22 protein-coding genes, 1 tRNA gene and 1 pseudogene are annotated in these 24845 nt (G+C 58.1%); 12 read left to right on the forward strand and 12 right to left on the reverse strand.

Features of this window, described 5'->3' with window-relative positions; translation table 11 throughout:
* Positions 1–121 precede the first annotated feature (121 nt).
* The 10 genes and pseudogenes from VG146_20960 to pyrH all read right to left on the reverse strand — a co-directional run bounded on the left by VG146_20960 (position 122) and on the right by pyrH (position 10023).
* A complete protein-coding gene (locus tag VG146_20960) occupies positions 122–613 on the reverse strand; it encodes a GtrA family protein (GenBank protein ID HEV2394829.1) in 492 nt (163 codons plus the stop codon).
* Positions 614–656: 43 nt separating this feature from the next.
* Positions 657–1451, reverse strand: coding sequence for a prepilin-type N-terminal cleavage/methylation domain-containing protein (locus VG146_20965; GenBank protein HEV2394830.1), 795 nt, complete (start codon positions 1449–1451; stop codon positions 657–659).
* A 201-nt stretch (positions 1452–1652) separates the two neighbouring features.
* Positions 1653–2783 (reverse strand): annotated as a pseudogene (locus VG146_20970) (hypothetical protein).
* A gap of 719 nt (positions 2784–3502) precedes the next feature.
* On the reverse strand, positions 3503–5602 hold the full coding sequence (gene mutL / locus VG146_20975; protein HEV2394831.1) for a DNA mismatch repair endonuclease MutL: 2100 nt from the start codon (positions 5600–5602) through the stop codon (positions 3503–3505).
* Between the two features lie 30 nt (positions 5603–5632).
* The gene (locus tag VG146_20980; protein ID HEV2394832.1) at positions 5633–6739 is read right to left on the reverse strand and encodes an ATP-binding protein; all 1107 of its coding nucleotides are present in this window, start codon (positions 6737–6739) and stop codon (positions 5633–5635) included.
* 80 nt (positions 6740–6819) lie between these two features.
* Positions 6820–6897: transfer RNA gene (locus VG146_20985), tRNA-His, on the reverse strand.
* Positions 6898–6977: 80 nt separating this feature from the next.
* Positions 6978–7394, reverse strand: a complete 417-nt coding sequence (locus VG146_20990) for a universal stress protein (protein ID HEV2394833.1) — start codon at positions 7392–7394, stop codon at positions 6978–6980.
* A 141-nt stretch (positions 7395–7535) separates the two neighbouring features.
* Positions 7536–8639 carry a 23S rRNA (adenine(2503)-C(2))-methyltransferase RlmN gene (gene rlmN, locus VG146_20995; GenBank protein ID HEV2394834.1) on the reverse strand — a complete coding sequence of 368 codons (1104 nt, stop codon included), beginning with the start codon at positions 8637–8639 and terminating at the stop codon, positions 7536–7538.
* Positions 8640–9260: a phosphoribosyltransferase family protein gene (locus tag VG146_21000; GenBank protein ID HEV2394835.1), complete on the reverse strand. Its 621-nt coding sequence runs from the start codon at positions 9258–9260 to the stop codon at positions 8640–8642. It lies immediately after the preceding gene.
* Between the two features lie 40 nt (positions 9261–9300).
* Complete coding sequence (gene pyrH / locus VG146_21005) at positions 9301–10023, reverse strand: UMP kinase (protein ID HEV2394836.1); 723 nt, start codon at positions 10021–10023, stop codon at positions 9301–9303.
* Between the two features lie 204 nt (positions 10024–10227).
* Between pyrH and atpB the strand changes: the two genes are divergently transcribed.
* The 9 genes from atpB (at position 10228) to VG146_21050 (ending at position 17680) form a co-directional block, all read left to right on the forward strand.
* Complete coding sequence (gene atpB, locus VG146_21010; GenBank protein ID HEV2394837.1) at positions 10228–11178, forward strand: F0F1 ATP synthase subunit A; 951 nt, start codon at positions 10228–10230, stop codon at positions 11176–11178.
* A gap of 70 nt (positions 11179–11248) precedes the next feature.
* Positions 11249–11461 (forward strand): ATP synthase F0 subunit C, encoded by a 213-nt coding sequence (locus VG146_21015; GenBank protein HEV2394838.1) that lies wholly within the window; start codon positions 11249–11251, stop codon positions 11459–11461.
* A gap of 54 nt (positions 11462–11515) precedes the next feature.
* Positions 11516–12064 carry a F0F1 ATP synthase subunit B gene (gene atpF, locus VG146_21020; GenBank protein ID HEV2394839.1) on the forward strand — a complete coding sequence of 183 codons (549 nt, stop codon included), beginning with the start codon at positions 11516–11518 and terminating at the stop codon, positions 12062–12064.
* 13 nt (positions 12065–12077) lie between these two features.
* Positions 12078–12470 (forward strand): F0F1 ATP synthase subunit delta, encoded by a 393-nt coding sequence (locus VG146_21025; GenBank protein ID HEV2394840.1) that lies wholly within the window; start codon positions 12078–12080, stop codon positions 12468–12470.
* A gap of 9 nt (positions 12471–12479) precedes the next feature.
* Positions 12480–14012, forward strand: a complete 1533-nt coding sequence (gene atpA / locus VG146_21030) for a F0F1 ATP synthase subunit alpha (GenBank protein ID HEV2394841.1) — start codon at positions 12480–12482, stop codon at positions 14010–14012.
* A gap of 21 nt (positions 14013–14033) precedes the next feature.
* Positions 14034–14912 (forward strand): ATP synthase F1 subunit gamma, encoded by an 879-nt coding sequence (gene atpG, locus VG146_21035; protein HEV2394842.1) that lies wholly within the window; start codon positions 14034–14036, stop codon positions 14910–14912.
* A 42-nt stretch (positions 14913–14954) separates the two neighbouring features.
* Complete coding sequence (atpD, locus tag VG146_21040) at positions 14955–16358, forward strand: F0F1 ATP synthase subunit beta (protein HEV2394843.1); 1404 nt, start codon at positions 14955–14957, stop codon at positions 16356–16358.
* A gap of 21 nt (positions 16359–16379) precedes the next feature.
* Positions 16380–16790, forward strand: a complete 411-nt coding sequence (gene atpC, locus VG146_21045) for an ATP synthase F1 subunit epsilon (protein ID HEV2394844.1) — start codon at positions 16380–16382, stop codon at positions 16788–16790.
* 20 nt (positions 16791–16810) lie between these two features.
* The gene (locus VG146_21050) at positions 16811–17680 is read left to right on the forward strand and encodes a UbiA family prenyltransferase (GenBank protein HEV2394845.1); all 870 of its coding nucleotides are present in this window, start codon (positions 16811–16813) and stop codon (positions 17678–17680) included.
* 84 nt (positions 17681–17764) lie between these two features.
* Here the strand turns inward: VG146_21050 and VG146_21055 are convergent, their stop codons facing one another.
* Entirely contained in the window at positions 17765–18481 is a 717-nt protein-coding gene (locus VG146_21055) for a methyltransferase domain-containing protein (GenBank protein ID HEV2394846.1), read from the reverse strand.
* A gap of 83 nt (positions 18482–18564) precedes the next feature.
* Here VG146_21055 and VG146_21060 point away from each other — a divergent pair, with 83 nt between their 5' ends.
* Together VG146_21060 and VG146_21065 are read left to right on the forward strand one after the other, a co-directional pair.
* Positions 18565–18735, forward strand: a complete 171-nt coding sequence (locus tag VG146_21060) for a hypothetical protein (protein HEV2394847.1) — start codon at positions 18565–18567, stop codon at positions 18733–18735.
* Between the two features lie 153 nt (positions 18736–18888).
* Positions 18889–19521, forward strand: coding sequence for a methyltransferase domain-containing protein (locus VG146_21065; GenBank protein ID HEV2394848.1), 633 nt, complete (start codon positions 18889–18891; stop codon positions 19519–19521).
* A 160-nt stretch (positions 19522–19681) separates the two neighbouring features.
* On the opposite strand, the gene VG146_21070 is transcribed toward VG146_21065, so the two are convergent.
* Positions 19682–22936: a LamG-like jellyroll fold domain-containing protein gene (locus VG146_21070; GenBank protein ID HEV2394849.1), complete on the reverse strand. Its 3255-nt coding sequence runs from the start codon at positions 22934–22936 to the stop codon at positions 19682–19684.
* Between the two features lie 337 nt (positions 22937–23273).
* On the opposite strand from VG146_21070, the gene VG146_21075 reads away from it, so the two are divergent.
* Complete coding sequence (locus VG146_21075) at positions 23274–24245, forward strand: LamG domain-containing protein (GenBank protein HEV2394850.1); 972 nt, start codon at positions 23274–23276, stop codon at positions 24243–24245.
* Positions 24246–24845 lie beyond the last annotated feature (600 nt).

The raw sequence follows: 24845 nt of genomic DNA on the forward strand, positions 1-24845 counted from the left end.
CGCCATTGATCAGACCGTGGAGAGCTTCCTCAGTGACGCCCTGCAAATCAGCCCGCACGCAGTCGCCGTTCAACTGAGAGCCGAAGAGCTAGGCTATTTGTGAGCCCGTTCGGGGCCTAAATTAGCGCCAAAATGTGAGCATATTCATTTGCAAATAGTGAGTCTGCACGTTCAATAGCAAGACGCTTAATCCAATCCCGGCTAGACAGATCAGATTAAACTTGCCAAGGCGGCCTGCGCGTCCCCGCCAACTCAAATCGGTTCCGGACATATCGGCAAACGTCCAAAACTCGTTGCCGACAAAATTACTGAATATAGCGATCTCAGCAGCTAGCGCTTTGCTCAATGAAATATCCAAATGCAGTGTTCTCGGATCTGCAAGAAAGAACAGGGCAGCCATGTCGACTGCGACCCCACTCCCACCCACGACACCAAAACGCAAATACCGTCGGAGCAAATCCGCAAGCGACGAACTGAGCCCAAAACGACCAGCCAACGTGGCAATTAGACCGGACATTCGTGTGGGAAAACCCGCAGGTTTAACGGCCCCCCTGGCATCGGAAGGGGGATTCTCAGCAATGGTTTGACTCTTGTTTATTGGCATTTGTCCCATCTCAAAGTAATGAGAAATTGATGCGATTCCGAGGTCCTCTGCCTTACTGCCCGCGCCAAGTGCCGTGCTGCTCGAGCCACAGCACATCCAGATTGCCCGGCATCGGGGCGTCATTCCTTGCTGCTGACAGCGTGTGCGCATCCAGCCAGCGGTGCGTGGCCGCATGGCCGTCGGCGTAGGTCAGGTTACACCCGCCCTGGTGCGAGGTCGCCGGCTTGTCCCGAAGCACCCAGCTGCCCGGCAGTGTCTCATCGAAGTCCAACTGCATGGCAAAACTGCCGTCGTTGATGGTGTCGATGCGCTCATCCACAAATGCCAGGGCGTCCGAGGGCGAGGGCCGCGTAACCTGACCCAGCTTCCGGTAACACGCCACGCCCGGCACGTTCGTGGGTGCACCCATAAAACAATTGAGCGACACCGTCCGCACGCGCGGCATGGTTGTGCCTGCGACGGACGGTTCCCTTGACAGCGGACACTGCCACACGGCTGCGCCTTTCAGATAAGGCCCCACAAGGCTGCGCTGCAGATACAAAAGGTTCGTGCAATCGGGACCGGGGAGACCAAGCCACCCCTCGACCCAAGTCTGGCCCAAGGGTATCTTCTGTCCATCTTTGTTTGGCAGAACCGCATCCTCATGGTCGCCCGCATAGAGCTGGAACGCGACGCCGAATTGCTTCAGGTTCGACAGGCAGATGGCCGCCTTCGCCCTGGCCTTTGCCGAGCTCAGGGCCGGCAATAAGAGCGCCGCCAGAATGGCGATGACCGCAATCACCACCAGCAGTTCAATCAGCGTGAAGGCGCCGCAACGGCTCGGAACCGGTTCGCAAGCGGCTTTCATTCTCACCGCACGCTGGTTGCTCAGCAGAGATAGCATCCTATATCGATTTTAGCACCTTGCGGCAGTTTTAAGCAACTTCCAAGTGGCACGGTGGCACGGATTGGCACAGATGATACGGACTCGCTGTATGAGGGCCAGCAACCGGGTGGCGATCAACTGTCGCATTGCCGGCCAATTGCGGAAACGCTATAGGGCGCCACTTCATCCTGCCCACCGGAAGTTGACGAAACGCCACACCAAAACCGCGTGCAATGAGGCGCTCAGAGCCAGGAAGGCCACGAGCGGCCATTTCCTTTTTATTCCAACAAAGAACATCGCGAGCGCAATAAACATCGGAAATGCGATCGATTCGAACCGGGTGAACGAAACGAAGGTCCCACTCATCGCGGGCAGTACTCCCAGCACATAGGTCCAAACTACCATGTCTTTTCCCAGTCGCCAAATCAGCGGCAGGCTATAGACCAGCACAAGAAATGAGCAGCGATCCAAAACCGATCCCCGAAACTGATGCCAGTCCTCGGGAGAAAAGAAGCCAGTGACGAACTTGGGCACGTTCCAGAGATTGCTAATCGAATGCACTCGCCAATACTTCTGCGCCTCCAGGCCTTCGAAGGGATTCCCAGTCCAAAGCCACATCAAGCAAAAATAAAGGATGAAGCCCAGAGGCGGCGCCAGCACCAGCGCAAGCCCTTTCCAACCCTCCCATTGATGCGCCTTTGGCATGGCTGCCCCCTCCGATAGGGAGAGGCATGAGGTAAGGGAGTTATTCGACATGCGTTCCCCCTGATCCGCGTTGGGAGGACCAGGGCGAGAGATCATGCAAGAGAGCCGTTCCTTTTGGATGCCGCCGGTGGACCGCTTGCGCTCCTCATTGAGCCAGTGCCACCGATCCAGCCAGCCCCAAGGTCGTCGCATCAGCCAATGCCATCCAATCGGCAGGACACAGAAAACGCCAATCCCTCGGGTCAGCGGCAGCAGGAACGCGGCGGCCCATGCCATCCGGTAACTGCCACGCTCCAGCGCGAACCACAGCAGCATTAACAACAACAGAAACAACGGCTCACTGTAGATGAACTGATAAAAGAGCGATCCGGGAAAGGCCACCATGAGAACCAGGGAACAGAGGGCGATGGGTTCCCCAAAGCGCCGGGCCACGTTCTGATAGAAAAGAATCCAGCCCGTCAGCGAAAGGGCGTTTGCCAGAACTAGCCCGGCCGCTAAGTGGCTGCCGCCCGTCAAAACCGAAAACCACCGGATTGCGAGCGGCCACAAGGGATAAAACGCGCACGATGGCACATCTTTGGCATAACCAACCTCGCTCAGATAAAGATAATGCGCTCCGTCCTAGGTGGCGAAGTGACTGCCAAACACGGGGCTTCCTTGACGCGGCCATCTCGCTTTTACCGAGTCGAATGCTCCCTCGTCGAAGGAGGGCCACAGCCTAGCGGCGCCCCAAATGAGACACAAATAACCGATCTTGAATAAAACCAGCCAGAGTGTGACTCGCTGCCAGCCCTTGAGGTTTTTCCACATGCTGGCTATTGGTCCGGCGCCAACGCCCGGGGTCCGCCCGCCGCCTGCGCGGATTGAGTTGCGCTCTTCCAGGCTAATTTCAGGTCCATAAGCAAATCCCAAATGCTGCCCACCACACCGCGGCATTGATGAACTGGAGCGCCATATTAGTTCTAAAATAAACCGCGCAATCGCGAATGCACGCGAAAAGACACAAAGCTTTCCTCGGCGGATTGCGATCCAGGGACCGCACATTTTTGCCCGCAAACTGACACCGATCACCGCGCCGGAACACTGGAACACTTCTGACGCGTTGACGAGCAGCGTGTCACTATGTGTATCTATCTATCTTCCAGTGTTAATCCAGAAGTCTCCGGCCACCGTCGACAGGTTTCGCAAACTTGAGACACTGACACACTGACCATAAGTGCGGGGTTTTGCTCATCTAGAGCACGTTTTATAAAATAGATTGCCATCATCCTACTCGTTCTCGTCCTCCGTGGTTGGTCCGTTTGGTTCCGGCTCTGCCGGGCTGTGTCCTACTGCGTCCTGCCGAACTTCTTCTCCAGCTCGCGGAAGTTCATCTCGATAAGGGTCGGCCGGCCATGCGGACAGGTATAGGGCATCGCGCAATGGCGAAGGTCCTCGACCAATTTTTCCAATTCGGCGCCTCGCAAAGGATCGTTGGCCTTTACCGCATGGCGGCAAACTGTTTTGGCGACCATCTGCTCGCCGAGGCGCAAGGAATTGACCTCCTGGCCGGTTGCTTTCAACTCATCCACCAGCTCGAGGACAAAGCGCCGGGGCTGGCTCGCCTTCACAAACGGGGGCAGGGCATCGAGCAGAAATGTCCGTTCGCCAAACTCGCTTAGCCCTACCCCCAGGCGGGTCAGCACGGATAACTGGCCGCGAACGAAATTCGCATCGTGCGCGGACAGCTCGATGGTCTCCGGCAGCAGCAGCCGCTGGGAGGGGGCCTGGCTGTTTTGTTCGAGGCGCGTGAGCATCTGCTCGAAGAGAATCCGTTCATGCGCGGCGTGTTGGTCCAGCAAGACCAGCCCCCGGTCCGACTCCAGCACCACGTAAAGCTTCCCGATGACTCCGACCAGGCGCAGGGGCACCGAGAGCAGCGGCAGAGGCGGGGTGGAAGCGTGGGGGCGCGCGACCGTGTCGGGAGCTGGAGGTGTTGATGTGACGGCGGCCAAGGGGGAGGCGGTCTGGGCAGGCGCCGGCTGAGCGGCTGGCAATTGCGCGGAAGCAGGAGGCGCAGGGGCGCTGGCCGGAGCAGGCGCTGGTTGGGGACGAAATCCCATCGGCAAAGGGCGCTGCGCCTGCCTGCTTGGCGGCGCTGCGGCCAAAGGCGCTCGAGGTGCATGGGGCAAATGCGGCAAACTGGCTTGCGCCACGGCTATGCCGGATGTGGGGGCGGGCAGGTCTGGGCTGGCGGTTGGCGCGCGGTGGAGGCTTTCCGGTTGGCTCCTGGCTTGGCTGGCCGGGGAGTCCTTCTGATGAAATTGCAGCAAAGTCTGCCGCACCGCATGCGCCACCAAACGGCGCACCTCGGACTCACGGTGAAATTTCACCTCGCGTTTGGACGGGTGGATATTGACCTCGACGGCTGCGGGGTCGATTTCGAGAAAGAGACAGCAGACCGGGTAACGCCCCTTCATCAAAGCGGTGTGATAGCCTTCCAAAAGAGCGAAGTTCAGCCCGCGATTCTCGATAGGACGCCGGTTGACAAACAAGTGCTGGTCTTCGCGTGTGGCGCGGGAAACGCCTGGCGCACCCAGAAACCCCCAGAGCCGGAAAAGCGACGGGTCTGCGCTCGACGGCCCATCGAATGGGTGTTGCACAGTGGCCGCGGCGGTTTCGGTTTTTGACGATTCACCTTCAGCCTCCGTGTTGGGTGAATGCCCGTCCATCTCTTGCGAAAAATTAACCGGCAACAATTTCGGATCGCTGCCGTAAAAGGCCTGGAGGCGTTCCCGCAAAGCGGCCAGCCGCGCGGGTGTGTCTGTTCCGGTTTTGACTGCCGGCAGTTGCCAGACAGCGCGCCCGTCCTTCTGGAAATTGAACGCGGCCTCGGGATAGGCCAGCGCTGCCAGCGTCAGGTAATGCAGGATATGCGCAGCCTCGGTCTCTTCCGAGCGCAGAAACTTGCGTCGCGCCGGCAGGTTGAAGAAGAGCTGGCGCACCTCGACGGCTGTGCCGGGCGCCGTTCCAGCGGCTTTGACTTCGAGGATTTTGCCGCCGCTCAGGATGATCTGCGTGCCTTCGGGCGAATCGCTCGCGCGTTCACGCGTGGTGAGGATAAAGCGGCTGACGCTGGCGATGCTGGGAATGGCCTCGCCGCGAAAGCCCATGGTGCGTATGGCCGCAAGGTCTTCGGCGCGCTGAATTTTGCTGGTGGCGTGTCTTTCAAGGCACAGCAGGGCATCATCCCGGCTCATGCCCAAGCCATCATCGGTTACCCGGATCAGGCTCCGCCCGCCCGCCTGGATTTCCACGCTCACACGCCGCGCCTGGGCGTCCAGAGCGTTTTCGACCAGCTCCTTGACGACGCTGGCCGGACGCTCGACCACCTCGCCGGCAGCGATCTGATTGGCCACCTGCTCGGGCAGCAGCCGAATGCGGTTCATAGGTGAAAGGCGATGTTTATCAATTCCTTACTAACCGGCTTGCGGCACCGGCAAGCCGAAGACAAAAATCGCTCCATGCCCCTTTTCGGTGCGCGCCTTAATCCAGCCCCGGTGGTCCTCGACAATTCGTTTGCAAATCGACAGGCCGAGCCCGGTTCCCTGGGCCTTGCCGTAAGTCGAGAACGGCTCGAATAATCGGTCAGCTATCTCTGGCGCGATGCCCGGACCCGTATCTTCTATCTCGGTTACAATTTCACCAGGCGACGCGCTGAATCGGAACAGGATTTTCCCCCCCTGCGGCATGGCGTCGGTTGCGTTATGAACCAGGTTATAAAAGACACGGCGCAAGCGTTTGGGATTGAGCAGCAGGGCCGTTACTGGCGCCTCGGTCTCGAGCTCGATGGCTGCGGCTCTGAGTTCGGCTTCGGCGCGCAACTCGGCTATCACAGGGTCCACAAACTGGTTATACGCCATCGGGGGCAGGACCAGGTCCGGAGCAGAACCTTGGGTGAATTCGAGTATCTCGGCGGTCATCTCGCTGATGCGTTCGACTTGCTGGCGGATATTGCTGATCGCCTGGCGGCGCTGGCTGGGTTCCGCCTCTTCCAGGCTGGCCAGTTCCGCGCTCAGTCCGATAATATTCAACGGGTTTTTTAAATCATGCACGATGGACCGAGCGAACCGGCCCACCACCGCCAGGCGCTCGGCTTGGAGGACCTCGCGCAGATATTGCCGGTCGAATTGGCGGAGCCGATGGCTGATTTCGCGCAACAAGGCCAGCGCCAGGGCCGGCGAGCGGCTCACCAGGTCCAGCATCTCCGCCCGCGGGATGAAATACACTACTGTCTCCCCACGCGCCACCGCCCAGGCCGAGCGCGGTTTGTCCTCTATGACGGCCATCTCACCGAACATGTCTCCAGGGCTGACCTGGGAAAAGACCTGCCGGGCTCCTTGAGTCACCAGGGCCGAAATCTCGACCAGTCCTTCCTTAACCAGGTACAGGCCATCGCCGGCATCGCCTTCTTTGAAAACCTCCTGGCCGGTCTTGAACCTCTGCTCGCGCGCAACTCGCCGCAATGCGCCCAGCTCATCCGGCTGGAGCTGCCGAAACAGGGTGGTGTCTTCCAACGTGATCACCCGGGCACTTTAGGAAAAAATCCCATGGCGTAAAGGAAAAGAGCCAATTGGGGCGGTATATATGCCCGGCCGCGATGAGGTGGGGTGGTCGACGGGATTTGAACCCGCGACAGCCAGATCCACAATCTGGGGCTCTAACCAGGCTGAGCTACGACCACCAGAACCGGCCAACAAGCTAAGTTTCGAGAGGTGCTCCGTCAAGCTCGGTGGGCCGGGCCCGAAAGGCTCGGTGGGGCGCTTATTTGGCGCGCAGAAGGAGAACAGGGACCTTGAGCTGATGCTGGACCCGGCTGGCGGTGGTACCGAGAAAAATGTCGGCCAGCAACCGATGGCCATGGGTGCTCATCGCCACCAGGTCACAGCCCTTCTTCTCGACCCATTTGACGATCTCGGTAACCGGTTCCCCATAGGCCAACTCGGCCTGGGCGGGAATGCCGGCAGCTCGAAACTCGCTGCATACCTCTTTCAGATAAGCCGTATCCTGCGCGATCTCGGGGCTGACGGCGTCCGCTCCATACGTCCGAGCGGCCCAGCCATCCGCAACGTGGAGCAACACCACTCGGCTTTGCGCCAGCTTAGACAGAGGTTTGACATGCTCGATGATCGCCCGGTCAGTCGGTGTGCCGTCCAACGTTACAAGAATCGTCTTATACATGAGCCGAAGACAAAAACCGACACCGAAGCCAAGGTCGCATTTGCCAGCAGGAAGGGTCAAGCCAAGTATTCCGCGGTTCGAACAAACCGGTAAGCGCGGTTTTTGGTGGCCAAGGCCCTGCGGGCTCGCGGCACTTTGTTTTCAGCGGCGCACCGCCAACTCGCGCTCGGTCTTGAGGCGGAGCTGGCCGCAGGCGGCGTCGATATCGACACCCTTTTCTCGGCGCAAAGTGGCGCTGACCTTTTGCCGCTCTAATGCGTCAAGAAAGGCATCTTGCTGCGCCTGGCTGGGCCGTTGCCAGGGCAGCCCCTCGACGGGGTTATAGGGGATGAGATTGATCTTTGCATTCAGGCGCCGCGCAAGGGCGGCGAGTGGTTTGGCCTGGTCCAGGCTATCATTAACCCCGGAAATCAGGATGTACTCGAACGTAATCATCCGGCCTTTGCCCCTCTGGTAATATTCACAAGCGGCCACAAGCTCCCGCAAAGGGTACTTGCGGTTTACAGGCATGATTTTGTTGCGGATGACATCCGTGGGGCCATGCAGTGAGACCGCCAGCCGAAATTGCAGCGGCTCATCGGCCAGTCTCCGAATCTGCGGGGCCAGTCCGCTGGTCGAGACAGTGATTTTGCGCGCCCCGATTCCACCGCCCCAGGGGGCGTTAAGAATTCTCAGGGCCTTGAGGAGGTTGTCGTAATTGGCCAAAGGCTCGCCCATGCCCATGATGACAAGATTGGAGATCAGCCTGGAGGCCTTTGAAGACCAGGACGCGGCCATCCTCTCCACGTTCTCTCCCTGTCGCTCCACTGCCAGGACTTGGTCCACGATTTCATGGGCTTCCAGGTTTCGTTTCAAGCCTTTCAGCCCGCTGGCGCAGAACCTGCACCCATAAGCGCAGCCAACCTGGGTCGAGACGCACAACGTGTGGCGGTCGCTCGGCTCGCCATACAAGGCGGGATTTGCCGGAATCAGGACGCTTTCGATCAACGATTGATCGGCCAGGCGCCAGAGGATTTTCTGTGTGGTATCGGCCGAGCCTTGCTTGCGGACAAGTTCAAGGCACTCGAACGTATAATGAGTTCGCAACTGCTCGCGCAGAGACCGCGGTAAATTCGTCATCGCATCCCAGGAGGTGACCCGGCGGACGTAGAGCCAGTCGAGCAGTTGACCGACTCGATAGGCCGGCTGGCCCCATCCCTGGAACCGGGCCTGCACCTCTTCGAGTGTCTGGGATTTGATGTCCATTCATGCGGCCTTGAGCAATTCCAGGACTTCCTCATCCGTGGTTTGGGAGAAAACGTCGTAATACCGGCCGACGGCGTCGAAATCGGGGTCCACACAAAGGGCAACAACAGCATCGGCTGCTTGTTCGAGGCGTTGGACTGCATTCACTGAGGCCACAGGCGCGGCAACCGTGATGCGGCGCGCCTTCTGCTTTCTAGCTGATAACACTGCCGCTTCCGTAGTCGCTCCGGTGGCCAACCCATCATCCACCAATAGAACCGCTTTGCCTTCGAGAGAACAAAGGCCGCCCGGGTGGAACCGGGTTTGGTAACCCTGGAGACGTTTTTCCTCCTCCTGGATAACCTCCTGGAGTTCTGCGTACATCGCGGGAGCGACGACCTTTGGGTCCAGAACGACCACCCCGTTCTCGGCTAAAGCGCCGACGGCAAACTCCCTTTGAGATGGGTGGCCTATCTTGCGCACGATTAGCACATCCAACGGCAGGCGCAGCACTCGGGCCACCTCAGCCGCTACCACCACCCCACCGCGGGGCAAGCCCAAGACCAGGTCCGCCTGCACCCCTCTATCCTGCAGCAATCGGGCCAGCCTTCGACCAGCATCTTCTCGTGAGGCGAATACCATCTCTGGACTATGATCCTCTATCGCTATGGAAAAGCAAATCTCAGGTCACCAAAGTGCCCACTTTCTCACCCAGCACCACCCGCCTGAGATTGTGGGGCCGGAACAGGTCGAAAACGATAATCGGCATCTTGTTATCCATGCACAGGGAAAAGGCGGTGGAATCCATCACCTTAAGCTGCCTCTGCAAGGCCTCAAGATACTTGATTTGCGAATAGCGCTTGGCCTTGGGGTTGGTCTTGGGGTCCGAATCGTAAATGCCATCCACTTTGGTTGCTTTGAGAATCACCTCCGCCCCAATCTCATTGGCGCGCAGAGCGGCAGCGGTATCCGTGGAAAAATAGGGATTACCAGTGCCTCCGCCGAAGATAACGACCCGGCCCTTTTCCAGGTGCCGCACCGCTCGCCTGCGGATGAACGGCTCGGCCACTTGCGCCATCGTGATGGCGCTCTGGACGCGGGTGGCCACGCCAAGTTTTTCGAGGGCATCCTGCAAGGCCAGCGAATTGATTATCGTTGCCAGCATCCCCATGTAATCGCCCGTCGCCCGCTCGACCCCTCGCTCGCTCCCGCGCAGGCCCCGGAAGATATTGCCGCCACCCACCACGACCACCACTTGCGTGCCCAACTCGCGCACCTCGCGGATTTGGTCCGCCATGTCATGCACTGCCTCCGGCGAGATGCCAATCCCGGATTGACCACCGAGCGCTTCGCCGCTGAGTTTTAAAAGAATCCGCCCATATTTCGGGTGTTTTGTTTGTTTCATGCGTTCCACCAGTTACGGTCCGGGATGCCGCGATGCTTTTAGCAGCCCGCCGGACCGGCGTCAAAGTGAAAGCCTGCGCAAAAACCTTCAAAAAACCCTTGTGGAATTTTTTACAATGAGGCAATTTCTGCGGGCTTCAGGCTGAAAACGTCGATTTGACACCGAGGGGCGTCGTGTCCCTTGCGCTGGCCTCATTAGCACGAGATGCGGGTATTCGGAATCATTTTACTGTGGTGGTTGGTTGCGGGCGCACCCTGTCAGGGGTGGTGCGCCCCGGAGGCGCCCGGCGCCGCCCTGGCAGCTCCTGCGGAGTCGATGGGTCCTAAGTTGACGCAACGGGCTCTTGAAGTGACCCGCATCAACACGCCCTTCGGCCCGTTCCCCATCACCAACTCGATGGTCGTCACCTGGATCGTGGCCTTGGGCCTGATTGTTTGCGCCCAGCTCGCCACGCGCACCATGAAAGAGGTGCCAGAAGGGGCGCAGAACTTCTGGGAATGGCTCGTCGAGGGTTTGTATAATTTTCTTTCAGAGATCGTAGGCCCGCAACTGGTGCGAAGGACCTTTTGGTTTTTTGCGACCATCTTCATATTCATTTTATTTACGAACTGGTTCGGATTAATCCCCGGGGTCGGCACCGTGGGTTGGGGGATGCAAACGCCTCATGGTTTTGAAATCACGAATCCGCTTTTGCGGGGAGGAAATGCCGATTTAAACATGACCACCGCCATGTCGTCCATCTTCATGGTTCTCTGGCTGATCTGGGCATTGCAGTCCAATGGCATCGTTGGTTTTGCGCTGCATCTCTTCGGGCCCAAGGGCGAGAGTACCGGGATCATCAAGTACTTCATGATCGTGGTCTTTTTCTTCGTCGGGTTTCTCGAACTGCTTTCCATCGCCTTCCGGCCCATTTCTTTGAGCTTCCGGCTTTATGGGAACATTTTTGCCGGAGAGAACCTGCTCGAGGCGATGTCCAACACGATCCAGCATCCCGCCTGGGCGCGGGCTTTGTTTAGCGTGCTGCTGCCAATCCCGTTTTACTTTCTCGAAGTGCTGGTTGGGTTGGTGCAGGCCTTTGTATTCATGCTGCTGACGGCTGTGTTTACGGCGCTGATCTGCGCCCATGAAGAAGAACCCGGCAAAGAACATCATTGAAGATTTCGGCGGCTTGACCGTGTTCAATCGCGGGAGCCGTCGAGCGACAAAGCAAAACAAAAGGAACAGTATGTTAACGCCCATGTTGGGAGAGATAACTGGCAGCATTCACGTCGGTTTGGCGGGCCTTGGGTCCGCTATCGGCGTGGCGCTGGTCGGCATGAAGGCCTCCGAGGCGGTTGGACGCAACCCCGGCGCCTTCGGACGCATCATTACGCTGGCAGTGCTCGGCATGGCCTTGTCTGAGGCCATCGTCTTCTACGCCATTTATCTCGTTCGATAACGGTTGGGCGCGGGGCCGTTACCCGGCTCCGCGCCAACCCGAGGCGCATTTTTTATGCAGCATTTGATATTGTTCGGAGACTTAGGCAGTGAGCTTGCCCAAAGCGCGTCAGAGACAGCGCATCGGTTCGGCTGGGACCTGCCGCATTTTATTGCGCAGGTTATTAGCTTCTCGCTGGTTGCGCTGCTTTTGTATCTCTTTGCCTATAAGCGCATACTCCAGATGCTCGACGAGCGCCGCCAACGCATCGCCGAAGGCCTGGCCAACGCCGAAAAAATTAAAACCGAACTCGCCAGCACCGAGGCCCAGAGAATCCAGGTGCTCTCGAAAGCCGAGGCGCAAGCCAGCCGGATGATCGAAGAGGCCCGGGCCGCCGCTGCGCGCGTCAAGGAACAGGAAACGCAAAAGGCCATTGCCACCGCAGAGCAGATTGTCGTCAAGGCGCGCGAGGCGGCTGCAGCCGATCATGCCCGGATGCTGGTTGAACTTAAACGCGAGGTGGGACGTCTGGTGGTCCAGACTACAGCCACCGTGACAGGCAAGATTTTGACGCCAGAAGACCAGCGGCGCCTGGCCGAAGAGACCGCAAAGCAAGTCGGTTAATCCATCCGAAGACATGAGGATTTCAAAACAAGCCCGCCGCGAAGCCAAGGAGCTGTTTCGCTGTTGCCTCGTCAAGGGACTCTTGGACGAGAACCGGGCGCGCCTGGCGGTGCAGCGGGTGTTGGAAACCAGGCCGCGCGGCTACCTGGCTATCCTGTCGCATTTCGAACGGCTGGCAAGGCTTGACCTTGAACAACACATGGCCGTAATCGAAAGCGCGCTCCCTTTGGCGCCCGAGTTGCAGCAGAACGTTCGGGCGTCCCTTGATCGAGTTTACGGTGAGGGCCTGAGGATTTCCTTTGCCCAAAGACCAGCGCTCATAGGCGGCATGCGTATCCGGGTGGGAAGCGACGTCTATGATGGCAGCGTCCAGGCCCGCCTGGCAGCCCTGCAGGAAAGTTTTTGAATTTCATTTATGAGCAACCTATTGCAAGAAATCGAAGCCCAAATTGCCGGCCTCAAGAACGTCGCGACAAAGCAAAACGTGGGAACTGTGCGCGAGATTGGCGATGGTGTGGCTAAAATCGAGGGCCTTACGGATGCGATGCTCAACGAGATGCTGGATTTTGGCAACGGCATCACTGGCCTGGCGCTGAATTTGGAGGAGACCGAAGTCGGCGCCATCATTCTAGGCGATTACACCGGTATTAAACAGGGCCAGGAGGTACGCACGACGGGCAAGCTGTTGCAGGTGCCGGTCGGCAAGGGATTGCTCGGACGAGTGGTCAATTCCCTGGGCGAGCCGGTCGATGGCAAAGGACCCGTTGCAGCCTCGGGGACCTACCCGGTCGAGAAGATCGCGCCTGGAATCATCCGCCGCAAATCAGTCAGCCAGCCGGTTCAAACCGGGATCATGGCCGTCGATGCGATGATTCCCATTGGCCGCGGCCAGCGCGAGCTGATTATCGGCGACCGCTCGACGGGTAAAACCACCATCGGGATGGACACCATCATCAGCCAGGCTCGCCTGAACCGCGCCGCTCAGCAGGCGGGGGATAAGGATTATCGCCCGCTCTATTGCATCTACGTCGCCATCGGGCAAAAGCAGTCGAATATTGCGCGGGTAGTGTCTGTGTTTGAAGAGGCGGGGGCGATGCCCAACACGATTGTCGTAGCCGCCGCAGCCTCGGATTCGGCCACGAATCAGTACCTGGCCCCATTCGGCGGCTGTGCGATGGGCGAATGGTTCATGGATAATGGCATGGACGCCCTGATTATTTATGATGACCTCTCGAAGCACGCGGTGGCCTACCGCCAGGTGTCCCTGGTCCTCAAACGCCCTTCTGGCCGCGAGGCCTACCCGGGCGATGTCTTTTACCTGCATAGCCGGCTGCTGGAACGTTCCGCGCGGGTGAGCGAAAAGTACGGCAACGGTTCGCTCACCGCTTTGCCCATTATTGAGACCCAGGCAGGAGACGTTTCGGCGTACATCCCTACTAATGTTATCTCGATTACAGACGGCCAGATTTTTCTTGAAACCGACCTGTTCTACCAGGGCATCCGGCCGGCCATCTCGGTGGGCATCTCGGTCTCGCGAGTCGGTTCGGCCGCGCAGGTCAAAGCGATGAAACAGGTCGCGGGCCGCATCAAACTGGACTTGGCCCAATTTCGCGAGCTGGCGGCTTTTGCGCAATTCGGCTCGGACCTCGACGCCAAGACCCAGGCGCAGATCGAGCGGGGCAAACGGATTGTCGAGGTCTTCAAACAACCTCAGTACAATCCGATCGCCGTCGAGGTGCAGGTTGCCGTCCTCTGGACAGTGCAGAACGGGTTTATGGACGACGTCGCGGTGGAGCGAATCAAAGACTTCCAGGCTAAGCTCACCGATTACCTCACCAGCCGCAAAACGGAATTGATGGGGCGCATCGCCAAAGAACGGGCGCTGAGCGATACGCTGACCAATGATTTGAAGGCCGCTGTGACCGAGTTCAAAGAAACCTTTAAATAGCGCGCTTGATTTCCTGAACCCATGCCCAGCACTCGCGACATACGCCGGCGCATCCGGTCGGTCAAGAACACCGCCCAGATCACCAAGGCAATGCAGATGGTGGCCGCCTCGAAAATGCGCAAGGCGCAGCAGGCCGCTCTGGCAGGCCGGCCTTATGCCTCGTTGCTCAACGAGGTTTTGGGCAATGTGGCCTTTCATGTGGGCGATTTCCGGCATCCGCTCATGGAGGCCCGCGAAGTCCGGCGCCGATGCGTGGTTATTATCAGCACCGATAAGGGGCTTTGCGGCGGGCTCAACAGCAATCTCATGCGGGAAGCGGCCAAATTCGAGCGAGACAGCACTGCGTTCGTCACCGCTGGGCGCAAGGCCGCGCAGTTTATCGCGCGGACACGCCGCAAATTAAGCGCCGAGTTTACTTACAAGGACGCTCCCCTCTTCAGCGAAGCACGGGCTATCTCCCGCTTCGCCCGGGAGACTTTTCTCAAGGGTGAAGTGGACCAGGTGGACATCTTGTTCACAAACTTCATTTCCACTTTAAACCAAAAACCCGAGGTTCGCCCTTTCCTGCCGGTCGGCGAGATCAAGCCCATCTCGGTGGGCATTCCCCGCCCCCAGGAGGAAGAGAAACTGATGCAAGGGGCCACCGAATTTCTGTTTGAGCCCAATATCGAGCAGGTCATGGGCGCGCTCTTGCCGCACAATCTGAACTTTCAGGTGTACCAAATCCTCCTCGAAGCAAAGGCCAGCGAACACAGCGCCCGGATGGTCGCCATGAAGAACGCCACCGACAACGCCAACCAACTCATCAAGGACCTTACTTTGGAGTATAATAAACTGCGCCAGGCGAACATCACCAAGGAACTGCTCGAGATTACCAGCGCGGCCATGGCTCTCAGCTAAAAAGATGAACAAACGTGGGCACTGAACAGAGAATTTTAACAAATGAATAAAGGTAAAATCGTACAGGTCATCGGCCCGGTTGTTGATGTGGAATTTCCCGAACCGCTGCCGGCCATTTACAATGCGCTGAGCGTCTCGTACACGCTGCTAGGGCATCCGGCGAAGCTCACCCTCGAAGTGCAGCAGCACCTTGGGGACAACTGGATTCGCAGCGTCGCTATGTCCAGCACCGAAGGCCTTAAACGCGGGTTCGACGTCGAGGATACCGGCGGTCCTATTTCCATGCCGGTCGGCGCGGGGGTGATGGGACGAGTTTTTGACGTGACGGGCAACCCCGTCGATGAACGCGGTCCCGTGGAAGCCGAAAAGCGCTATCCTATCCATCGCCAGGCGCCGCAATTGATCGATCAATCCACTTCGCCTCAGGTGCTGACCACCGGCATCAAGGTCATCGACCTCATCTGCCCGTTTCTCAAGGGGGGCAAGGTTGGGGCGTTCGGCGGGGCCGGAGTCGGCAAAACGGTGGTGATCATGGAGCTGATCAACAATATTGCCAAACTCCATGGCGGTGTCTCGGTATTTGCCGGAGTCGGTGAACGCACGCGCGAGGGCAACGATCTCTATACCGAAATGTCGGAAGCCGGGGTCATCAACCAGCAAAACCTGGGTGAGTCGAAGATTGCGCTGGTCTATGGACAGATGAACGAGCCGCCCGGCGCGCGTCTGCGTGTGGCGCTGTCCGGTTTGGCCATCACCGAGTACTTCCGCGACGAGAAGAACCAGGATGTGCTCCTGTTCATCGATAATATTTTCCGCTTCTCTCAGGCCGGTTCGGAGGTCTCCGCATTGCTCGGGCGAACCCCCAGCGCGGTCGGCTATCAACCGACATTGGCTGCCGAGATGGGCGATCTGCAGGAGCGCATTACTTCAACCAAGAAGGGTTCCATTACATCGTTCCAGGCGGTGTACGTGCCCGCCGACGACCTGACCGACCCCGCCCCGGCAACGACCTTTGCCCACCTGGATGCCACCATCGTCCTGGAGCGCTCGATTGCCGAGTTGGGGATTTATCCCGCAGTCGATCCCCTCGCATCCACGTCGCGCGCACTGGCCCCGGAAATCGTCGGACAGGAACATTACGATGTGGCCCGGGGCGTGCAGCGGGTCCTGCAACGCTATAAGGACCTCCAGGATATCATTGCCATTCTGGGCATGGACGAACTCTCGCCCGACGATAAACTGACGGTGTTCCGCGCGCGCAAGATTCAACGGTTCCTGAGCCAGCCTTTCAGCGTTGCCCAGGTATTCACTGGCCGCGAAGGCAAGCAAGTTCCGGTGGCCGAAACTGTTCGCGGGTTTAAGGAAATCCTCGAAGGCAAACACGACGAGGTTGGCGAGGGCAATTTCTATATGAAGGGCGGCATCGAGGAAATCAAGCAAGGCTGAGCGCCGGGCTGAAAAGAGACCATGGCTCACACGCTGAAATTGGAAATCGTCACACCCGACGCCCTGGCCTACTCGGATGATGTCGAGATGGTCACCCTGCCGGCGGCCGAAGGCGAGATGGGGATATATCCGCAACACGTGCCGCTGCTGACGCAGATTATTCCCGGTGAACTCATCATCCGTAAAAACGGGCGTGATGAGTTTCTAGCGGTCGGAGAGGGCTTCGTCGAAATCACCGCCGAGCGCGTGGCCATTATGGCTGATATGGCCGTTTTCGCGGAGCATATCGATGAGGCCAAAGCGGAGGAAGCGCGCCAGCGCGCTGAGGCCCGCCTGTCCGAGCATCTGGACGATGAGGAGGCGGCGATATGCCAGGCCGCGCTGACCCATTCACTGGCACAACTCAAAGTCAAACGGCGCCAGCACCGGTAGCGCTCCAACCTGCCGCTCCTGTGCGCGCGATTTTGGCTCTGAGTCGTCCTGCTCGCCTGCCCAGCATCTGGTCTAATTGCCTTGCCGGCTGGTGGCTCGGCGGTGGCAGCAGCATGGAAGCGCTTTCGCTGATTTTCGCAGGGACGACCTTGCTTCATTTGGGTGCTGCGTTCCTCAACGACTTTTTTGACGCCGATTATGATAAGGAACACCACCCGCAGCGGCCAAATCCCTCAGGCGCAATCGCGGCGCAGACGGTGTGGCGATGGGGATTGGGCTGGCTGGTGGGTGGCGCATTGCTGTTGATTTGCGCCGGCACAGCCAGTGGCAGCCTGGGCCTGGTGCTGGTCTTTCTAATCGTTCTATACAACACCATTCATCGGCTGCTGCCCTTTGCGCCGGTGTTACAGGGATTGGCCCGTTTGTTCCTCTATTTATTGGGGGCGTCAGCGGCGTTGCGTGGTGTGACCGGCGTGTCCATCTGGTGCGGGCTGGCTTTGGGCGCTTATACGACCGGCACGGGCTATTTCGAGCGCTGGAAGGATACACCCGCGCGGGCGCGCCTCTGGCCGGCGCTTCTGATGGCTGGTCCCATCCTGCTGGCCCTCTTCATGGACGCCGATGGCTATCGCGAATCGGGCTTGCTGCTCTCTGCCGTTGTCTTTCTATGGGGAGCCCGGTCCCTGCGCCAGACCTTTTGGTCTCTCGAACCGGACATCCATAGCACGATACGCGGCCTTGTGGCGGGGATTATTTTTGTTGATTGGCTGGCTGTCTGCCCGGTGTCGCTGGTCGGGGAACCCAACCCGGTTGGCCGCCAGCTCAGCTTCGTCTTTCTGGCCTTATTCGCGGCAACGCTGATCCTCCAGCGTCTTGAGTTGAAAAGCTGAACTGGTCGGGCTGGGGAAGACACGAATTTAACCAATTATCACTGTTCTCTCCGTTTCCTCCTGTTGCTTTCTGCATGTTTCCGCTTAGTGCTCGGCTGGAGACTTCCTGCCCAGCAGCAGGGCGCAGTTCCAGGCCAGGAATTCACGCGCAACCGGCACGTGAATCAGGAACGAGAACTCTGTGTAATATCGAGGCGCGCCTTCCAGAAGCGCGAGGTTCGGATTTTGGCGGATTCGGCGCAGGACCTGGCCGATATAAGTGGGAAAGAGATTTTTAAACGCGACGTGCTTGCGCGGGCGGCGGATGAGCTTGTCCCGCAGCCACTGGCCCGGCCCGGCGCCTAAATAATGGAATGGGGCAAAATCATGCCCGCCCCAGGGAGACAGCCAATTGGTCCAGCTCAAGTAAAGCTTGCCGCCGGGAGCAAGCATCATGTGGGAAGAATCCAGGAAGCGATTAGGCTCGGACAAATGTTCGAAGACATTCGAACAAATGACCAGGTCGTATTCGCCAAGGGCGGCCAGATTATCCCGGTCGATATTGAATTTGCGGAAAGGGGCATTGGCGAGTTCGGGCAGCAGGAAGTTCTCTTCATCGGCGAAAGTGACCTGGCACCCGCGCTTGACGAGTTCCGCGCCGAAGACGCCGTGGCCGCAGCCGAGGTCCAGCGCGCGGGTTTGGGGTCCGAGGGTGATGCCACATTGTTCGAGCCATCGGATGGCATCGCGCGCCTGGAGCAGGTAGAACTCCGGGTCATCGCCATATTTAAAGAAACGGGCCAGCAGCTTGTGCAGGATCACGGCGGGCAAAGTCAGTCAGAACCGCTGGGCCAAGGCAAGAGGATTTGGCTCATGAGGGCTAACGCAAACTACCGGAAGAAAGGATGGACAACTTGGGTGCCATTAACGCTGTCAGCCATTGCGTTTTGGAGTGCGGCGGCAAGCGCAGCGCGACGCCGCTTTGGATGGCCGCCGAGCGCCGCAGTATCAAAAGCGCCGCCGCCGCTGTGTTTTGCCGGCGCGCCCCAGGAAAGCCTTCATGCGGTGTGAATTGATCAATTGATCGATGTGTTTTGTCATACCCTTCAAGCCCTTCAACTTTGCGGCCTTGACGCCGCGGCGGGCTAATAGGAAACTCCATCGCCTTGATTCCCCGCAGGTAAGCCGGTCTGCCGAGCAGATGGCAGCAAGTCGAGGCGGGCACAAAGATGACAACGAACGAACCGACCATTAACCCAGCGGGACCGCCGAACGAAGGTCGAAGGCTCAACGTCGGCTGCGGAACCGATATTCGCCCCGGCTGGACCAATCTGGATGTCGTCGATTACGGCGGCAACCAAATCACCGACCTCAACAAATATCCATGGCCTTTTCCGGACAATCATTTCGATTTCATCCTCTGCTCGCACATCCTCGAGCATCTTCAGAATTTTAACGCGGTGGTGACCGAACTCTACCGCATCACGCGGCCAGGGGGCGAAATCGAGGTGCGCGTGCCGTTTTTCCTGAGCACCAAGTACTACAGCGAACCCGACCACCGCATCCCGTTCGGCATCCGGTCGTTTGATAATTACGAGGACCTCTCCCAACGCCGGTTGAAGTTTTATGAAAGATGGAAATTGCGGCACCGGACCGACTACGGCAGCCCCGCGCGTTTCCACATCCTGGAAAAACGATTCAATTTCAGCAATTTCGCCATCCTCAAATGGATGAACTGGTGGATTAACCTCGAGCCTGTCATCTTCGAACGCTTCTGGGCCGGCATCTTCCCGCCGGAGGAGGTCATTTTCCGATTGCGCGTGGTCAAGAAACAGGACGCACCGCCAGGCGCAACAGGTTAGGCGGCCGGGAGAGGGCAGTCCAAATTCTCAATGATCCATGTTCAATGAATGGGCCCCCGAGCGCGCCGACCCTACCTCTACGCTTGACTGATCCCATCGAATGAGGGGGCAAAGCCAGCAGGGCCCCGTTTAGGAGATATCCACTTCCCCCCGCAGGTCTTCATGGTTGTTTGAGGCGGAAAAACTTTGTTCCAGTGCCGATGGGGAAGACAAACACGCTCTCATTGTTGCTGAAAACGGAGGTTGCCGTCACATTGCTCCACACCCCGGCGGGAGGGAGTGCGCCATCGGCCTCTTGCAAGATAAAATTTGTGGCCCACGCCGGCGAAGCCAGCACCAGGTTCGTGGAGGAAAGGGAGAGCAGCAATGAGGGAAGCGTACCATTGGCATAGGAAACCGGCAATGCGTTGGCCCCGGCATCTGAAATCTCCCTCGGCACGGGGACATCCATAAAGGCAGGCGAAAAGCTTCCAGAAGCTGAGGGGGACCCCACAAAATTGAGCTGTAGCACCTCGTTGGTCCCAGCAGGGAATGTGCTCCCGGCGCCCAAAGCGAGGGCAATACCGATGCGCCCTGATGCCGCTTGGTCTGTATTCACATAGAGGGTCGCTCCTCCGGCATTCGTCCCGAGATTGGCGCTTGAAAAACTGACCTGCGTTGGGTCAAAACCGAGGCTCAGCGCCAGAGCGTTTTCATTTCCTTGCCCTGCCATGACGACACTTACAGTGGCGGGTTGGCGCGCGGACAGCATTGCTCCTCCTGCGAGTAGGAAGCGGTTTGTAGCTGGTCCGGCGCCTGCAATTGCAATTTCATTGGTCGGCCCACCGGCCACCGTGAGGGGGTCCAATCCAAAAGCATAGCGGCCCACCTGCACCCAATCGCTGACCGTCAGGGCTCCATTCCCGAGAGTGGACCGAGGCGCACAGTCGGCCCGCTGGAATTCGCTGCCATTGGTCGGATAGTCGAGGCGGGCTGCATAGCGTCCAGACAGAAGCCAATCCGCAATCGTCAAGGCTTTATCACCGTTAGGTCTTGGGAACACGTCCCCCTCAAAGCTTGCCGCAGCGATTGTAATGGTGGCGCTGGCCGAGTAAGACGCCGGCAGGGAATTGAGTTGTGAATCCAATAGCTGCCGCACGGTGGGTTGGTCGCCGAAGCTGATAGCGATCGAGCTTGGACTGGTCGCAATCGCCAGCGCGAATTGCACCTGAACCACTTGCTGCGTCCCGGCAGCAAACGAGGCATTCTGGGGCAAATTTACAAAAAGCCCTATTTTTCCGTTGCTTATGGCGGAGGTGTTCGCTGTGAGAGCAGCCCCAGCCGCTCCGTTTCCCAAAGTAACGCCAGCGTAGGAGAGCTTTGTTGGGTCGAAGCTCAAGCTAAACGCCAGAGCGTTCTCGTTCCCATTGGCAACCAGCCACACCGGGAATGACAGGTTCCCGCCGGCCATCGCGCTGGCGTTCGTGATCAGCACCCGGGCGGGGGGATAAACCACCGTTAGATTTACATTTGTGCTGCTCACCCATCCCACGATATTAGAAGCAACGGCCGAATAAGTTCCGTTTTGACTGAACTGAACATTTGTCAGCACGAGGGAGCTGCTGGTAGCGCCATTGATTGGTGTGCCGCCGAAACTCCACTGATAATTAAATGGCACCGTACCACCGACCGTGAATCTAAAGATGGCATTCGAGTTCGCCATGACGGTTTGATTCGTCGGCTGTGAAACAACGGAAGGTGAGATTGGAATCAGGCACTTGCCGCCAGCCGACGCGTTGTAGATCCCCTGGATTTCCTGCGCCGTCAGCGCGCGGTCGTAGAGACTGATCTCATCGATCAGCCCATGAAAATAGTAACTCGATCCCCCCCGGCCAAATCGCAGGGGCTGCGTCGTTGTAATCACCGGGCCGGTTACGGGCGCGCTTGTGTCCAGCGCACCATTGACGTAAAGCCTCAAGAATGAGCCGTCATAGGTCATGGCGACATAATTCCAGGTGTTGAGCTGCACCACATTCGTCCCGTTCAGGACCGTGAAGCCGGACGGGGTACCGACATGCGCCCGGAAGACTGGCTGGCCCGAAGGAGACGTAACCAGGTTGAGCAGGTACTGCCGATTGGCTGATTCGTCGTCCTTGGAAAGTATGTCCATCGCCGCGCCCAACGGGCTGATCGGATATACCCATGTCTCCAACGAAAGGGCGGCAGTCGGATTCAGTGAAGGGGCATTGGAGACCTGGGCGTATTGGTTCACGCCGTTCAGAGAAAGTCCCTCCTGGACTAAACCAGGTGCAAAGCCGGCGCCGTTGAAGAGGGCGCCCGGATTCATTCCAACGCTATCGTTTGCATTTCCTTCGCCGCGCCACCAACTGACCATGCCGGGCGGTGGATTTGTGCAAGGCGGAGCGGGCATCACTGTAAGGCTGGCGATGCTGCTCGTTATCGAGCCGAAATCATTGGTTACCAGAACCTGATAAGGACCCGTTTGCGATAACTGAAGATTAGTTAACGTGAGCGAAGAATTCGTGGCGGAGAGCAGGCGGGCGCCATTGAAATTCCATTGGAAACTCAGTGGCGGCGATCCATCGGCAACAACCGAAAAGGTCGCTGTCTCTCCTGCGTACACCGTTTGATTTGTGGGCTGAAGAATGATCGAAGGCGGGACCGAGCCCAAACACTTGCCCGCACTGCCCGCATCATAAACCGCCTGGATTTCGTTCGTGGCAAGCGCTCTGGCATACAGCGTCATTTCATCAATAAGCCCGCTGAAAGCCGCCGGGCCATACGGCGCGCCTGCTTGCCGATAGCCGATAAACAAATCGTAGCTCGTTTCTGGAGTAAAAGTGCCAAGGTTCGCCTCATCAACGATCGCGCCATTGAGGAATAGCTGCCCGATTCCTGAGGCCTTGTCGTAGGTCACGGCGACATGTTGAAAGAGCCCTGGAACCAGGAGATTGCCGGGCGACTGCAACACGTGTGAGTTACCGTTAGTATCGAAGAGGTTTGCGTATAACGAACCCGTTTGGGTGGTCCACAGATGCACGCCATAATTTCCTACCGGGCTCCAGTCGAGAATCGGTTCATTAAAAAGCTGTGTGGGGCTAATCCAGCACTCCAATGTCAGCCCGTTACTCTGCCCGATATCAAGGCTGGTTGAGGCGGGGACCCGCACGTAATTCGTGGTGCCGTCGAAACCGAATGCGGACCCGACCTCTCCGACGCTAAAGAAAATTCCAGCGGTCGGGCTGGCTGGATTCCTCCCTGTCTCATCGGCGCCGCAGTACTCGCCGCGCCACCAACTCACCAGGTTAGCCGGTTCCGGTACGCAATTTGTGAAATCTCCAAATGCAGTCGTGTGCAGGCCAAACGTCAAGAGAGGCAACAATAACCTGGGGAGGCGTTTGGGTTTGAGATTCATGCGTTTTGATTTAAAGCTTTGGCTCAACCGCACCGGCAATAGGCGAGCGGATGCTAAAGTATTGCATTAGCTCTGTCAATGCTAATCATCGCGACCCGAGCCGGCAGTCAGCGGCAGGAGGTGTAAATTAGACAGGCGGAGCGAGCGCGAAGTTCACCTTGAGAGCACCGAGAGCGCCGCGAGGCGCCGGTCCACGCAAAAAATAGCCAATTTGCCCCAGAGGGACCCGGCCCTTTGATCCCCCAAGTTTGTCCTCTATGTCATCTAAGCTTGTCTTGACAATGCGGACATCGATATGTATATTTTGGCTCAATTCAGAAATCAGAGCTTCGCTTCTATGAGCACACGAACGAACCTCGTTCTCCCCGCCCGACCGGTATCGGTAACCCTGCTTCAATGGGGCCGCGTTGCAGTGTTCATTTGCTGCCTGCTTAGCACTTCATCGTCAGTCTGGGGGCAGTACACGCCCCCAACAACCGGCCTGGTAGGTTGGTGGCGAGGGGAAGGAAACGCAAACGACAGCGCTGGCGGGCACAACGGCACTCTGTTGGATGGTGTTGGTTTCGACACAGGTCTTTTTGGCCAAGCTTTTAGTTTCGCGGGCACAGCGAATCGCGTTTATATCCCAGACAGCCCGGATTTTAAACTGACAAATTCATTGACCATAAGCGCATGGATTTTCATCAAGGCCAATTGCTGGCATGTGTTGGAGAGGTCGGGAGGCCAGTCAGGAACGTCTCGCTACGGTCTCACGGTGGATGATGCTGGCGGTATGTCCTTTGGCATCTCCACGGCTACCACCGGGGACTCGTTGACTACCCCGATCGAGTATAATAAATGGAAGCAGGTCACCGCCACGCTCGATGGAGCAACTGGGGAGATGCGAATCTACATCGACGGCGCGGTGGCCGCCCAGAAGACCACCACTTTGAGGCCGGCTGCCGATATTGATCCCTCGCAACAACCGGGCATCGGGATCGGAAACAGCCCCGTGAGCGGTGGATTTCCATTTATTGGATTGATCGATGAAGTAGTTTTGGGTCTGTGGCAGAATTTGTGGGCCAAAATGGCACTACGGCCCGTGCCCGAGTCGTCTTCGGACTGGGACGAGTTGGCACACCCGGCGCTGGCGCGTGCAATTCTGAGTTTTTCGCTTTGGACCATGGCTTGCAGGGCATCCGATATCGCTCTGGTCGAGTGGTTACTACATCATCGGACAGGCATTTCAGGCCGGTTTTGCCTGGAAAACGGGGCGGTTTTGATTCCCACGGCCAGGTGGCAACCCACAAATTCTGCTCACGAGGCGTAGTTTTGTATTCGCGGGCCCTTTCACCTACGGAGGTAGCGACGCTCATTACGGGCAACGGCTCGCCCGTTACCGGCACGAACGGGCCGCCTGTCATCACCGAGCAGCCAGCAAACGTTCTGGGGTATTTGGGCGGGAATGTGACGCTCCAGGTTGTCGCTGAAGGTGCTGCTCCTTTAGATTATTTGTGGTACAAAGACGGGAGCGCTTGTGGGCCACCAATTCGAGTCTGGCGCTGACGAACCTGATGACCACAGACCAGGGGAATTATGCGGTCGTGGTGAGTAGTCCTGCGGGAACCTAGTAAGCTCAAATGCATTTGTGACAGTCAGTCCCGGGTGGAGTGACTTTGGGCCTGTATCCTGGACTGACCATTAACGGATCCGTTGGGTCAACTTACGGCATTCAGTATGCCACAAATCTTGGCGCGACGGCGATCTGGACTACTATTACCAATCTGACCCTAAGGTTGCGTCAATAAATAACATTTACAAGTCCGTAGGAACCTGCTACCTATGGCGGCGGCATGGTTCCTATCCGTGACATTCGAGACAAGTTGATGCGAATCTGGCCCCACCTCAACGAGAGATCCCGCCGTATGTT

Source organism: Verrucomicrobiia bacterium (assembly GCA_035946615.1).
In the GTDB taxonomy this organism is placed as follows: Bacteria; Verrucomicrobiota; Verrucomicrobiia; order Limisphaerales; family UBA8199; genus DASYZB01.

Excerpts from the sequence above, each read along its gene's own strand:
- VG146_20960 (HEV2394829.1), bottom strand. The coding sequence starts at position 613 with ATGGGACAAATGCCAATAAACAAGAGTCAAACCATTGCTGAGAATCCC.
- VG146_20965 (HEV2394830.1), bottom strand. The coding sequence starts at position 1,451 with ATGAAAGCCGCTTGCGAACCGGTTCCGAGCCGTTGCGGCGCCTTCACG.
- mutL (HEV2394831.1), bottom strand. The coding sequence starts at position 5,602 with ATGAACCGCATTCGGCTGCTGCCCGAGCAGGTGGCCAATCAGATCGCT.
- VG146_20990 (HEV2394833.1), bottom strand. The coding sequence starts at position 7,394 with ATGTATAAGACGATTCTTGTAACGTTGGACGGCACACCGACTGACCGG.
- rlmN (HEV2394834.1), bottom strand. The coding sequence starts at position 8,639 with ATGGACATCAAATCCCAGACACTCGAAGAGGTGCAGGCCCGGTTCCAG.
- VG146_21000 (HEV2394835.1), bottom strand. The coding sequence starts at position 9,260 with ATGGTATTCGCCTCACGAGAAGATGCTGGTCGAAGGCTGGCCCGATTG.
- pyrH (HEV2394836.1), bottom strand. The coding sequence starts at position 10,023 with ATGAAACAAACAAAACACCCGAAATATGGGCGGATTCTTTTAAAACTC.
- atpB (HEV2394837.1), top strand. The coding sequence starts at position 10,228 with ATGCGGGTATTCGGAATCATTTTACTGTGGTGGTTGGTTGCGGGCGCA.
- VG146_21015 (HEV2394838.1), top strand. The coding sequence starts at position 11,249 with ATGTTAACGCCCATGTTGGGAGAGATAACTGGCAGCATTCACGTCGGT.
- atpF (HEV2394839.1), top strand. The coding sequence starts at position 11,516 with ATGCAGCATTTGATATTGTTCGGAGACTTAGGCAGTGAGCTTGCCCAA.
- VG146_21025 (HEV2394840.1), top strand. The coding sequence starts at position 12,078 with ATGAGGATTTCAAAACAAGCCCGCCGCGAAGCCAAGGAGCTGTTTCGC.
- atpA (HEV2394841.1), top strand. The coding sequence starts at position 12,480 with ATGAGCAACCTATTGCAAGAAATCGAAGCCCAAATTGCCGGCCTCAAG.
- atpG (HEV2394842.1), top strand. The coding sequence starts at position 14,034 with ATGCCCAGCACTCGCGACATACGCCGGCGCATCCGGTCGGTCAAGAAC.
- atpD (HEV2394843.1), top strand. The coding sequence starts at position 14,955 with ATGAATAAAGGTAAAATCGTACAGGTCATCGGCCCGGTTGTTGATGTG.
- atpC (HEV2394844.1), top strand. The coding sequence starts at position 16,380 with ATGGCTCACACGCTGAAATTGGAAATCGTCACACCCGACGCCCTGGCC.
- VG146_21060 (HEV2394847.1), top strand. The coding sequence starts at position 18,565 with ATGGACAACTTGGGTGCCATTAACGCTGTCAGCCATTGCGTTTTGGAG.
- VG146_21065 (HEV2394848.1), top strand. The coding sequence starts at position 18,889 with ATGACAACGAACGAACCGACCATTAACCCAGCGGGACCGCCGAACGAA.
- VG146_21070 (HEV2394849.1), bottom strand. The coding sequence starts at position 22,936 with ATGAATCTCAAACCCAAACGCCTCCCCAGGTTATTGTTGCCTCTCTTG.
- VG146_21075 (HEV2394850.1), top strand. The coding sequence starts at position 23,274 with ATGAGCACACGAACGAACCTCGTTCTCCCCGCCCGACCGGTATCGGTA.